The following is an 11,299-nucleotide window of genomic DNA, read 5'->3' as shown; positions in this document are numbered from 1 at the left end:
CTCACCCGCTTGATCATCGGTTGACTTGCATTGTTATTAGTAGTGAAACGCTGCGAGGCGCATCACCGGAAAAGCTTGTCTTTCGTTCAACTTGCCGCGTTGCCGAGCGCTTCTGTTTCGAGTGGCTGTCCACGCAGCAGCGCAATGTCACGACTGGGCGTGGTACCGAACAGGCGGCCAGAATCAGCGGCGCCAGCACCGGGATCACCTCGGGTTCATCGAGCAATGCCAGCAGGCGATCGAGCGCCCCTTGCAGTGAGGACGACATGTTGCCAATGCCAGCGCCCGTACCCGTTGATTGATGTCGCTTCGCAGGCAAGCCACTTTTGGTGATTACCTCGGCGAGCATGCTGACATCCAGTTTCAGTACGAGGCCGACACAGGGCTTTTCGGGACTGGCAAGAATCACTTCGGAGTTGGCTGGCAGATCCAGTGACGTGACCAGAAAACGCGAAGGGCCGTAGCTGTAACCCTCACCACCCACCCGCAACCGTTTTTCACCACGGCCCACCAGAGTCAGGCTCGGCTCGATCATGCACACGGCGGGGGGCGCCGGCAGATCGCGACGAAACAGCGACAGGCCGGGAATAGATGTCGCGAAGTCACCCGGTACGCTCACGCGCGGGTCAATGTTCAACGCCAAAGGTGATTCATGGCGCTGGGGTATATGAATCATGGTTGGTCGCTCCTGTTGTCCGAACTCTAATCCGCTGAACAGACGTTTCCTATCCATCACCCTGCAGCCTCAGAGGATCAGGCAAGCATTCAAGAGGAATGCACTAGGGCTCAAGCAGATCGACCGGGAGAATGTGTCGATCTGTTACAGGGGGAGTGCCCACGCGGGCGACAAACTGCTCGACCCCCCTGCGCATCACACCAACACGCTTTTCGCACCACAGGTAATTTCCATGACTTTTCCTTCTACAGAAAAACGCGGCTGGAGTGCCGTGCTGGCCATGTCGTTGGCCGCATTCGCCTTGGTCGCATCAGAATTCATGCCTGTCAGCCTGCTGACTCCCATTGCGGCAGACCTGCACATCACGGAAGGCCAGGCAGGGCAGGGCATTTCGGTGTCCGGTGCATTTGCATTGATCACAAGCCTGGTCATTGCATCGATCGCCGCTCGCGTCGAACGCAAGAAGTTGCTGCTGTGTCTGACCTTGCTAATGATCGGGTCAGGTACGATCGTCGCGCTCGCGCCGGGCTACCCCTCATTCATGCTTGGGCGTGCCTTGATCGGGATAGCCATCGGTGGTTTCTGGTCATTGTCGGCGGCGACCGCAATGCGCCTGGTGCCGGCTGATCAAGTTTCCCGAGCGCTGGCCATCGTCAATGGTGGTAACGCTCTCGCTACGGTAATCGCAGCTCCGGCGGGCAGCTTCCTTGGCTCGCTGATAGGTTGGCGCGGCGCATTCTTCTGTGTTGTACCTGTCGCAGCACTTGCGGCCGTGTGGCTGCTGATAAGTCTTCCGTCCTTCAAGGCCGAGCGCCAAACAGGTAGCGGCAACGCTCTGCGGCTGATGAAGCAGTTGCCAGTCGCATTGGGGATGGTCGCCGTCAGCGTATTTTTTATGGGGCAGTTCATGCTGTTCACTTACCTGCGCCCGTTTCTTGAGGTCGTGACCGGTGTTAGCGTCTCAACATTGTCTTTCATGCTGCTGGGGCTGGGACTTTCAGGTTTGATCGGGACCTTTCTGATCGAAAGATTCATCGGGAATAGCCTCTACCGCACGCTGACGGTTATCCCTCTGATAATGGCTGTCATAGCGCTGGCTTTAGTGAACTTCGGCGCATCGCCGTGGCTGACCGCAGTGTTGCTCGGTCTATGGGGGCTGGTCGCTACTGCTGCTCCCGTTGGATGGTGGACATGGCTGGCTCAAACTCTTCCTGATGATGCGGAAACCGGAGGGGGCTTGCTTGTGGCCATTGTCCAACTGGCTATCGCAGGCGGCGCAATTATCGGCGGCTTGGCATTTGATCTAAGTGGTTACAAAGCCACATTCGAGCTCAGCGCAGCCGTATTGGTCGCCGCGTCTGCGCTCGCTTGGTTAGCGGGTCGCAATGCCACTGAAGTTCATCTTGCCGAGTCGAACGCGACTGCCTGACAAAATCAGGAAGGGCTCGGCGCATGGGGTATCGACATGAGAAAAAGAAACGCTCGATCGACTGTGTGGTTGAGCCTCTCGATGATTGTAATCTGTGCATCGATAAGTCCTGCTGCCTTGGCCCAAAACTCATCGCTGCACGAAGGCCCTGATCAAGCAGGACCGATCAAAGAGGTTCCTGCGATGCCAACCAGATCAACCATGCTGACCAAGGTCAGACTCAAGTTTGAAGGCCATGGGGCGGTGGTTGGCCTAGCGCTTGAGCTGCTTGAATACGCTGTCCCGATCGCCCGAGAACGCTTAGGGGATTTTGTCCCTTATCCCTGATGCCATTGGATCGTTACCGCTATAGCGGCTGACTTTGAAGGAAGAGGGAGCAGCAGTAGCCGGGTTGCGGTTACCTTTGGCTGCTCGGTTGGTGTTTAATCTTTCCGTCATAGCTGCTCATCCGCACTGCTGATTTGCCTGAACACTGAGGCAGGAGCCCAGAATGCGTACATGCAATATTTGCAAGCGTCCTCTCGATACCGCGCCAGAGCTCGAAGATTGCGGAGGCGATTGTCTTGAGTGCATGGCTGAATGCGGAGATCCTGATGCACAACTGGCAATGCAACAGATTCTTCTGGTTCGCAGTCGTGCAAGCGGTTCAGGCAAAGGTGATGACGAGTGCCGGGATTAGCCGCTAGCTTTGAAGGTGGGGAAGTTCAGATCGGTGAAGCCGGTCATGGCGGCACTGAAGTAGATGCGTTTCATGCGGCGCGATCCAGTTGGTATGTATTCCACGCGGCCTGGTCTGCACTCGTAATGGGGCGTCCTATGCCGGGTCATGCCCGGGCGGTGGAAGGGTTGATAGAGGCGAGATCAGCTACAGTTGATAGATGATTCAAAAGGAGGTGCGTATGAGCATCACTGTCTGCGTCGTATGTGGCGATAGCGCCGAGAAAGCTTATCCAGTAGGCAGTTTTGATGAGTTTAAATGTTCGAACTGTGGCTACTACTCAGTCGATCGGCAGCTGATTGACGAGATGGAGGCAGCAGGTCAGGTCTTTGACACCGAGCGTACCCAACAGTACTTAATGATCCATTCTCAGCCGGGCCAAGTGCCTGCGATTACGCGTATCGAGACTACGAAGCATCAACTGATTGTGGAGAGTGTGTGAAAAAGAAGGATTGGTCAGGTTGCCACCTGCTGCTTTTCCTGGTGTAGCGCTTCCTGCACTGCTTTGATCACCCTCCGTAGATATGTGAACTTGTGTTTTCCCCTCTGGCCCCTGTTGTCGATTGGTCTGTTTGCGATAAGCCCGATGTACTTGGCATTGGTCGAAGCCAGCAAAACCGAAAATTCAACCCTAATCCTAGGGACTGTAAACGTTCAGGGCACAGCCACCGGCCCCTTTCCCATCCTGGCCACTGATGGGGAGTCCGCTGGAAGGTGTTTGAAGGCTGTGGAATGAGACTGATATTCGCAACAAAAGACCTGTCGTTAGCAGGTCGATCTTTCGAAGGTTTTCCGCTGTTGGTTGGCTCAGATGGCTGGCCTGTTGAGCCCGTGCAATCCTTCCTCAGGCATATTCTCGTGGAGTCCGGTGAGGCACGAAGCGAACTGACTTGGGAAGCCTACGGACGTCGTCTGTACGACTACTTCGCCTTCTTGGAAGCCAATGGCCCGGGATGAAGAGAGCCCTGCTAACGGTCTGAGCGTCCTATCTCGTTACCGGGACTGGTCTCAAGGCGAGCTGGGGCTCGATCCTGGCACGGCGAACAAACGGTTGAATCTGATCGTTAGCTTCTACCAATGGGCTAGCCGCGCCAGGGAATGCTAGTGCTTCGGAGCGCGGGCATACCAACCGTAGATTGCGATGCCGGCATAACAGGTCGCTGGCACGCTCAATGCCATCGCGAGCGTCGAGAGGTCGGCCGCATACCCTGTCAATGGAGGAATAAATGCCCCGCCAACAATGGCGCAACAGAACAGGCCCGAACCTTCCGCCGCGCGATGACCGAGCCCTGCGGTCGCAAGGGTAAAGATCGTCGGAAACATGATGGAGTTGAACAGCCCGACGGCCAGCAGCGACCATCCGGCAACAACGCCTTGTGTGGTGGCAGAGATCGTCAACAGCACAATGACTGCCGTGGCGGCAAAGGCCAGCAGTTTCCCGGGCGCGAAAGTGCGCATCAGCGCCGAGCCGATAAAGCGGCCAACCAGGGCGCCACCCCAATAGAAGGCAACATGCTTGCCTGCGGCTTCGGCGGGAAGGGCCAGGGTTGTCGGCAGCATGAGGTAGTCGGTGATGAGGCTGCCAATCGTGACTTCGGCGCCGACATAGAGAAATATGCAAACGGTGCCGAGTGCAAAGCGCGGCTGCTTTAGAAGGTCGAGCGCAGCGAGTGGATTGAGACGTTCAGGTCTTGTTGACGGTTGCAGCTCATTTCTTTTCAGCCAGACGATCAAGGCGACGATGCAGATGAAAAGCGTAATGCTTGCATAGGTGTTGCTGATCACGCTGGCTTCCTGCGACAGGAAGGACGTCAGTTCTGCTGGCGACAATGCGGAGGTATCTACCGTATTGAGGGAGCCCAGGATCAGTATGGCACCCAGGTAGGGTGCGACCGTGGTTCCCAGCGAATTGAACGCATGGCCGAGGGTGAGGCGGCTGGGGGCCATTGCGGCGGTTCCGAGTAGTGAAAGCAGCGGGTTCGCAACGACCTGAACGGTTGTCACGCCAATCGCAAGCACAAAGAGGGCGCCGAGGAAGGCTGGAAACAATGCGGACTGGGTGGCAGGAATGAAGAGCAGGCATCCACCAGCCATCAGCAGCAACCCGAGGACGGCCGCTCTCATGTAGCCGATTCGCGAAATGAGCAAGCCTGCGGGTATGGCGAAAATGAAATAGGCAAAAAAGAATGACGACTGCACAAGCATGGCCTCGGTATAGCTGAGGCTGAAGAGGTGCTTGAGTTTTGGCACCAGGACATCGTTAAGGCTGGTGATGCTGCCGAGGATGAAAAACAGCGCGAACACGTAGGTGCTCATCCGTTGGGCGTGGGGTGTTGCCAAACTGTTGGTGACAGTCGCGCTAGCACTAGCGTTCGTCATCACGGGCTTCCTCTTTCTTGTGATTGTTACTTTCAAGGAAAGCTCTATCGAGCCTCAGGCACCTTGATAGTGAGACAGCGCTATCTTTGTGCGGTGAATTACTCGCCAAAGGAGGGTGCGCTGCCATCTGATTTTTTGTCTGTAGCCGCTACCGCTCACCCAAAGTCCGGGGCCAGTCGTTAGAGGGCGCTACCTTAGTGCCTGACTTTTCGTTTGGCAAGCCGCTGGATCTCTTGGGGGTTATGCTGAGGTAAGGGGTAAATTCGCTCATTTGGGCTGCAGCAGGGCCGTGGGCACTTGGACGCTCGAACTGGTTGTTCGCCGGGTCGCTACGCAGCGGTAAGCGGGCAGCTGCGATCATGAGCTTGATTCAGTCAGCCCGCATGAATGGGCATGATCCTTATGCGTTTCTCAAAGATGTGCTGACGCGCCTGCCGACGCAGCGAGCGAGTGAGTGAGTGAGTGAGTGAGTGAGTGAGTGAGTGAGTGAGTGAGTGAGTGAGTGAGTGAGTGAGTGAGTGAGTGAGTGAGTGAGTGAGTGAGTGAGTGAGTGAGTGAGTGAGATCGATCAACTGCTGCCACAGCATTGGGTCTCGGCCTGACGTTCTCAACGTGAGGGTGCTCTTGCATTAGAATGACCCCTCAACTCATATGGAACAGGACTGATCCGAATGGAAGCGCGAGCCACTTTTTCCTCCAAGAATTTCAAACCAACTGACCTGACTCCCACGCCCGAAATTACAACAGGCTTACCAGTGTCGATCAGCTCTATGGAAAAGTCCTATACAGGGGCTATCGATGGTATTTCTTCAACAGCTTTTACTGCGGCGTTCGACCAAGCGTCAAGAAGGGGCAGCTACATCGCGATGGAGAGCTTCAAGGGTACGGTGAATGGGGTAGAGGGTTCCTTTAACTTCATTCATTCCGCCTCCACTACCGGAATTGATCGTGCAGATGAGTTTTTCTGCATAGTCGGAGGCAGTGGTACGGATGGTTTGAAAGGGATATCAGGGTCAGGAGGGATCACAATTGACATCGATGGAACGCACCATATTTGGTTGAATTACCACCTCGAATAATTTAACAAGCCGAAAAGGGCACCGCCGCTGACGCATCAGGGAGGTGTCTTCGCTAGGTGCTTACCCGATTGCATCAGGTTGATCATCCGCCATAGCCCTGGAGGCCCAAGTCTTCAGGACTATCGAAGCTGATGGCGTAAGCTGGCTGAATGGTTTGGAGCTCCATCGCAACGACGAAGCACCATTTTTCAGCTAGACAGCTGACGAGAGCCTAAGAGTCACTACCGCCCTAGCAACTGACTAGTTGCGCTTTGGATACCAATAGCTATTGCCACGCTCAATTTCGCCGGGAAGGTATCCGTAACGCTCCTTCAACGTAGTTTGCAACTCCTGGTAGCTACCTCCGAGAGTATCCTGGATCATCGCCACGTAAGATTCGAAGGTTGGGTGCTTGCGCCAGTATTTGCCATAAATGGCGTCTACCAAGGAACGATCGAACCAGCCGCGCAGCAACATCAGGACACCCTCAATCTTAACTTCCTTAGAAGCGCCTTTGTCAGCCTGCTCCCGACCGTCGCGCTTCATAATCTCGCGCTGCGTGTAGTTACCAGGGCGGTAACCCAGAAAGTCGCATGCTTCATGAAATTGCTCATGAATTTTACGGTGGGACTGGAGGTCGTCTTTGATATCAGGAGCAAAGCTGAACCCGCAGTAATTCGGGATCTGACGTATCAATTATCGCAACTGTAACCAAATATTTTGTTCTTGCATTCCCGGCGTCGGATGCGTTGCGAGCCTTTTAGGCCCTCATCCTTATTTTTTCACGTCTTGGTCTGTGAGGTCGAACCATTCGCCATTGATCCGCTTGTGCACAAACATGTCGTGGTAGCGTTGCTCCGCTACGTGGCAGTCTTCAAACCATGCACACAACGGGATGGTATAGGTAATGGGTAGGTGAACCCCAAAGGCTCTCATACGAGCAGGCACATTTCGGGTTCTGCCCACCGTATAACCGTAGGCTGACTTAAGGACATAAACAACTCCAGCTTTTGGCCCGGCCGTTGGTGCTCCAATAACTTCAATGGGATTGAGTCGCTCTGGAGAAATGGCTCTGTTTTTCGTTGACCTCGGGGCAGTGGGTTTCGTAGCAACAGGTGCGTGATCACGAAGCTCCATGCCTTCAAAAGCCCCGCTCTAACGCTCGTGTAAGCCGTAGCCCGCAATCTTGGAGTTTGCGAACCCAAAGGCTCCCTCCTTCCACTTGCTTCGGCCAAACCCTGTATCTATCCAAATCTGGGCATTTGAGGGCTTCCACTCGACGGTGAGTACTGCTTCGATTACGCCTGTAACCACATCAAGCCACCTGCAGCCCAGCGCGAGCAAGCTCGCTCGCCACAAAGGTAGACATAAGGCGGATACATGCTGGTATTTGGTCACCTGCAGCCGGTGATACGACTGGCCATTTACGATAATGATTTGTTCCGGCGCCATTTCAGTTTCTACAGGCAGGACTTCGTGCTTGCTGCTATATCGATTGATTCTTGATGGTTAGTTTAACCCGGAATTTCTTCAGCTATGCTAAATCAGCTGAATAGCATGCTGGTGTTGCATTTTTCATTAGCAGCCTAATAGTGTGCTATTTGGTAAGTGTTCTCATGAGGGAGCAAACTTAGGGAAGGAGAAAGTAATGTCTAGCCTATGGGTTTATAAGCTTGATGGCACGATTCAATGCGATAAGGAAGCTCGGAAAATCCCACTTGACGAAGCGAGAGCCGAGCTAAGTAGCTTGATCGGTTCCAACAAAATAATTGGGGGAAAAATCGGGAGTAGGGTCGTTCCGGAAGTATGCTATTTTCCTACTGGAGGTTACAACGCTTTTGAAATTACGGCCGAGGGCTGGTACATACTACAACATGGTTTTCGTGGGTCAGAAGGGTTTCTTCGACTAGAAGAGGGGTGTGTAAGATCAATGTCGCCGGAGGAGTTGAATATAGGTCAGCTGATTGGCTCACTCACCTCGGCGCAACCACACACAGTTGCTCAATTGGTTGGCCACTCTCTTCGAGTATATAAAACAGGTGGCGGGCTGACGAAAGATTGGAGGCCGGAACGTTGCAATATTGAACTGAACAGTGACGACACAATTGTCTCAATATGGTTTGGTTGATTTAATTATTTTGCGGCCACTCATCCACTTCGTGGGGAGTGGCCGTATTCATTTTACGACTGGGAAAGCTCCGTGCAGCTGAGCGCTTGTGTTCATCAGGTTTCGTAATATGCCGGACCGCTAAAAAGACTATAAATAGCTTCTGTTCAACGGCCCGAGTATATTAATTGCTGATCACGGCAGCCAGCCGGACATCGCTATACAAAGTGCTCTATATCATCCATTGTCGTTTGCATTTGGTTAGATATTGGCGGTGGGCGGAGTTGCCTGATTGTAGGTGATAGAGGCAATCGTATTGCAGAGTCCGACCAATGTCTGCCAATCCTGATTGGCCGAGTTCAGATTCTGCTGAAGCTCGCTGAGATTCAAGTCAGTGACGTTGCCGCTGCACTTGTTCAGATCCGTCAGTACTGTGTTCAACTCGGCTTCCAGCTCTTGCCAGACCTGCAGAACGAGAGCAATCTGGGTACTTGCGGCCTTGGAAAGTGCGATCAACGCATTGATTTGATCGTTCAGCACAGCTAGGCTTGCAGCCTGCTGCGTCACAGCATTCATATTGCTATTGTCAGCTTCCACCTGACTCTTCAATGCTTGAACTTTATTTGAAGCGATCACCATCGTTGTAATCAAAGCTGCGGCAGAAACGATTCCAAAGGCTAGCCCAATCCCAAACGTAAATATTGCGATAACGGCACCGGCAAAGAATGCAACGCCAGCAGCGATTGCTGCTGCCGTCTCAACAGTTTGCCAGTGACTGATTTCAGACTGTAGCGAAGCGATATGTGCCTTGAAGTCTGCGATTTTTTGTTGATCTACTTGCTGCTCCTTAGTCGAGTCACTTACTGCCTTTGAAAGCACCGTTGCATCAGATGCCAAGGTATTGCTGAAATCGGTAATGGTCTGCTGGACCGTCACAGCGCTCTGCGTGTAAGAACGAATCTGAGAGATCAGGCCACTGAACTGTGATTTCAACGCTGCAATCGCACTGGCGTTGGTGGGATCAGACTGCAACACTGTGACCAATGAATTGATTGTCGACATGCTGACATTGAAAGCAATGCCATATCCTGCAATGGAGTTGGGTATGCTGACCAAGTTAGCCGCAATCGGATACCACCCGTTGGCATGGATCTGGGCGTTGCTGAAAGCTGTTTGGAAAGCGCTGTACCACGTTGGCGAAGGAGAGATAGTCGGTAGTCTTGTATTACCGATACCTAACACATACGCCATGACGGCATTATTGGCATTGAAAGCATTGGCAAGCTGTTGATCGATCGGCAACGGGTCGTTGGATCCGGCAGTAAAAGTAGCCGGCGTGCTCAGTAAACTTGCGATACTGGTGACGTTCGGTACAGGTTTCAGAGCGAAGGGGAAAAATAGCTTTTTTTGCGCGTCCATGTGAAATCTCCTGATGTTACCAATTGGGGAACTGCATAGAACGAACGATTAATCCTTGAGTAATCGCTCCTTCGTAACCTCAGGCAGCCGGCGCAAATATGCGAAGAGCTAGCGCTGCGGGTGCAGCACAGTTAAGCATGCTTTAGTATAGTGGCAAGGTGCCGGCTTATGCTTTTTTGCGCTTGTTATTAGCGCAGAGTTGTCCTGCACGTTTTAACAAGAAGTTAATAAGGTTTTTATCTAAGAGTCTGCGTTTGTCGGTTTTTTGGCATGGTGAGTGATGCTCTGACCACCCTCAGTGACCTAATAATCTATTTAGTTAGAGTTGTAGTCATCTAAATGGTAATTGCCGCATCCTGCGGTGCAGGCGGGGTGCGTTGCGGTGACCAATTGATCCAAATAGACAGCCGGTCGCGGGTAAGCGTCCAGCCAACACACCTTCCGAACACCAGCATTAAGGGCGATGGTGTCCGCGTATAGGTGGACACCATCGGCCTAAGCGATGGCGTCAGGAAGGCGTGTTTGCCGGACACTTACCCATCGACAACAACCAAGTCGAATACCAGATACGGCCTTGGGCACTTGGACGCTCGAACTGGTTATTTGCTGGATCGCTACGAAGCGGAAAACGGGTGGCGGCGATCATGAGTTTGATCCAGTCAGCACGGCTCAACAGACATGATCCGCATGTTTATTTAAAGGACGTGCTGACTCGATGACTCGATTGCCGACTCATTGGGCGAACGCGATTAGCGATTTGTTGCCGCACAAATAGGCACCCGTTTGAAGAGTTGTTGGCCTGATGCTTGCCGCTCGCTCAATTGGTATCGCGATGTTGGTGCAACCACTCATCGACGACTTCTCCGAGAGTTTTAGGCACGTCATTACGTATCCAGGCCATAAAATCCCTGTCAAATTTAAAGTCCACGCCGCAGTGCTCCACCATGAATCTGCGAACATTCTGTGTATTTCGATAACTCTTGCAAACTGTCGTATTTCTAGTGAGCTGATCACTGTGCCAGTTAAAACTCATTGGGCAGACTCCATAGCTAGTGGTCTGATTTATAGATTTATAGCAGGCTTCGATCCCACAATTAGGATGCTTGGGCTCTTGCAAGCGGTATCCACACATCCACGTAACCCTTACCTCGGGATGGTTCGAAATCAGAGCTGTACTGCTCGAATTCAGCAGCGTCGGCAAGCTCATATTCAGATTCAGGCAACCAGTGATTGAAAATGGTGAAGAATGTCTGATGGATTGTCGAGATATGGCCCAGGTGTCGAAACACGACATAGTTTTGCTGAGGCACTTTGAAGTACCTAAAAGCTGAAGGAAGACTGTCGACGCTGGACACCTCTGTGCCAGCAATGTACTCAAAACTACCATCCTCGTGCCCGAAGGTTCGGCTATTAGCGAACGGTCGTCTGTCGGTCATGCTGTCATCCTTGTATGGCCTGTAGTGATGGGATGGCTCATTCATGAACACGTGCTTTCAAGCAATTCCAATGCTTA

General features: G+C 52.9%; 10 protein-coding genes and 4 pseudogenes. 7 read left to right on the top strand and 7 right to left on the bottom strand.

Going from position 1 to position 11,299, the window contains the following annotated elements:
* Positions 1 to 178: 178 nt before the first annotated feature.
* Positions 179 to 676, bottom strand: a pseudogene (locus tag KGB18_RS10830) (AraC family transcriptional regulator); the annotation flags it as partial.
* A gap of 232 nt (positions 677 to 908) precedes the next feature.
* Here KGB18_RS10830 and KGB18_RS10825 point away from each other — a divergent pair.
* The 3 genes and pseudogenes from KGB18_RS10825 to KGB18_RS29895 form a co-directional block, all read left to right on the top strand.
* The gene (locus KGB18_RS10825; protein ID WP_123722455.1) at positions 909 to 2,105 is read left to right on the top strand and encodes an MFS transporter; all 1,197 of its coding nucleotides are present in this window, start codon (positions 909 to 911) and stop codon (positions 2,103 to 2,105) included.
* An 899-nt stretch (positions 2,106 to 3,004) separates the two neighbouring features.
* Positions 3,005 to 3,265, top strand: a complete 261-nt coding sequence (locus tag KGB18_RS10820) for a hypothetical protein (protein ID WP_123722349.1) — start codon at positions 3,005 to 3,007, stop codon at positions 3,263 to 3,265.
* A 290-nt stretch (positions 3,266 to 3,555) separates the two neighbouring features.
* Positions 3,556 to 3,913 (top strand): annotated as a pseudogene (locus KGB18_RS29895) (site-specific integrase); the annotation flags it as partial.
* Positions 3,914 to 3,924: 11 nt separating this feature from the next.
* Here KGB18_RS29895 and KGB18_RS10815 read toward each other — a convergent pair.
* Entirely contained in the window at positions 3,925 to 5,202 is a 1,278-nt protein-coding gene (locus tag KGB18_RS10815; RefSeq protein ID WP_123722350.1) for a sugar MFS transporter, read from the bottom strand.
* 287 nt (positions 5,203 to 5,489) lie between these two features.
* On the opposite strand from KGB18_RS10815, the pseudogene KGB18_RS10810 reads away from it, so the two are divergent.
* Both KGB18_RS10810 and KGB18_RS10805 read left to right on the top strand, forming a co-directional pair.
* Positions 5,490 to 5,660 (top strand): annotated as a pseudogene (locus tag KGB18_RS10810) (transposase domain-containing protein); the annotation flags it as partial.
* A gap of 213 nt (positions 5,661 to 5,873) precedes the next feature.
* A complete protein-coding gene (locus tag KGB18_RS10805) occupies positions 5,874 to 6,281 on the top strand; it encodes a DUF3224 domain-containing protein (protein WP_030131260.1) in 408 nt (135 codons plus the stop codon).
* 240 nt (positions 6,282 to 6,521) lie between these two features.
* On the opposite strand, the gene KGB18_RS10800 is transcribed toward KGB18_RS10805, so the two are convergent.
* Positions 6,522 to 6,956, bottom strand: coding sequence for a hypothetical protein (locus KGB18_RS10800; protein WP_223569867.1), 435 nt, complete (start codon positions 6,954 to 6,956; stop codon positions 6,522 to 6,524).
* A 78-nt stretch (positions 6,957 to 7,034) separates the two neighbouring features.
* The gene (locus tag KGB18_RS30030; protein ID WP_223569866.1) at positions 7,035 to 7,397 is read right to left on the bottom strand and encodes a GIY-YIG nuclease family protein; all 363 of its coding nucleotides are present in this window, start codon (positions 7,395 to 7,397) and stop codon (positions 7,035 to 7,037) included.
* Between the two features lie 511 nt (positions 7,398 to 7,908).
* Here KGB18_RS30030 and KGB18_RS10790 point away from each other — a divergent pair.
* Positions 7,909 to 8,388 carry a hypothetical protein gene (locus KGB18_RS10790; RefSeq protein WP_223569865.1) on the top strand — a complete coding sequence of 160 codons (480 nt, stop codon included), beginning with the start codon at positions 7,909 to 7,911 and terminating at the stop codon, positions 8,386 to 8,388.
* Between the two features lie 240 nt (positions 8,389 to 8,628).
* On the opposite strand, the gene KGB18_RS10785 is transcribed toward KGB18_RS10790, so the two are convergent.
* Positions 8,629 to 9,786 carry an HBL/NHE enterotoxin family protein gene (locus KGB18_RS10785; RefSeq protein ID WP_223569864.1) on the bottom strand — a complete coding sequence of 386 codons (1,158 nt, stop codon included), beginning with the start codon at positions 9,784 to 9,786 and terminating at the stop codon, positions 8,629 to 8,631.
* A gap of 527 nt (positions 9,787 to 10,313) precedes the next feature.
* Here KGB18_RS10785 and KGB18_RS10780 point away from each other — a divergent pair.
* A pseudogene (locus tag KGB18_RS10780) lies at positions 10,314 to 10,561 on the top strand (transposase domain-containing protein); the annotation flags it as partial.
* A 42-nt stretch (positions 10,562 to 10,603) separates the two neighbouring features.
* Here KGB18_RS10780 and KGB18_RS10775 read toward each other — a convergent pair.
* Positions 10,604 to 10,819 carry a DUF6434 domain-containing protein gene (locus tag KGB18_RS10775; protein ID WP_052964381.1) on the bottom strand — a complete coding sequence of 72 codons (216 nt, stop codon included), beginning with the start codon at positions 10,817 to 10,819 and terminating at the stop codon, positions 10,604 to 10,606.
* Positions 10,820 to 10,880: 61 nt separating this feature from the next.
* Positions 10,881 to 11,222 (bottom strand): GyrI-like domain-containing protein, encoded by a 342-nt coding sequence (locus KGB18_RS10770; protein WP_223569863.1) that lies wholly within the window; start codon positions 11,220 to 11,222, stop codon positions 10,881 to 10,883.
* Positions 11,223 to 11,299: the final 77 nt, after the last annotated feature.

Source organism: Pseudomonas sp. BF-R-26 (assembly GCF_019947395.1).
In the GTDB taxonomy this organism is placed as follows: Bacteria; Pseudomonadota; Gammaproteobacteria; order Pseudomonadales; family Pseudomonadaceae; genus Aquipseudomonas; species Aquipseudomonas farris.
This window is presented reverse-complemented; position numbering and strand designations above follow the sequence as displayed.

Bases quoted from the DNA above. Each gene is read 5' to 3' on its own strand.
- KGB18_RS10825 (WP_123722455.1), top strand. From the start codon at position 909: ATGACTTTTCCTTCTACAGAAAAACGCGGCTGGAGTGCCGTGCTGGCC.
- KGB18_RS10820 (WP_123722349.1), top strand. From the start codon at position 3,005: ATGAGCATCACTGTCTGCGTCGTATGTGGCGATAGCGCCGAGAAAGCT.
- KGB18_RS10815 (WP_123722350.1), bottom strand. From the start codon at position 5,202: ATGACGAACGCTAGTGCTAGCGCGACTGTCACCAACAGTTTGGCAACA.
- KGB18_RS10805 (WP_030131260.1), top strand. From the start codon at position 5,874: ATGGAAGCGCGAGCCACTTTTTCCTCCAAGAATTTCAAACCAACTGAC.
- KGB18_RS30030 (WP_223569866.1), bottom strand. From the start codon at position 7,397: ATGGAGCTTCGTGATCACGCACCTGTTGCTACGAAACCCACTGCCCCG.
- KGB18_RS10790 (WP_223569865.1), top strand. From the start codon at position 7,909: ATGTCTAGCCTATGGGTTTATAAGCTTGATGGCACGATTCAATGCGAT.
- KGB18_RS10785 (WP_223569864.1), bottom strand. From the start codon at position 9,786: ATGGACGCGCAAAAAAAGCTATTTTTCCCCTTCGCTCTGAAACCTGTA.
- KGB18_RS10775 (WP_052964381.1), bottom strand. From the start codon at position 10,819: ATGAGTTTTAACTGGCACAGTGATCAGCTCACTAGAAATACGACAGTT.
- KGB18_RS10770 (WP_223569863.1), bottom strand. From the start codon at position 11,222: ATGACCGACAGACGACCGTTCGCTAATAGCCGAACCTTCGGGCACGAG.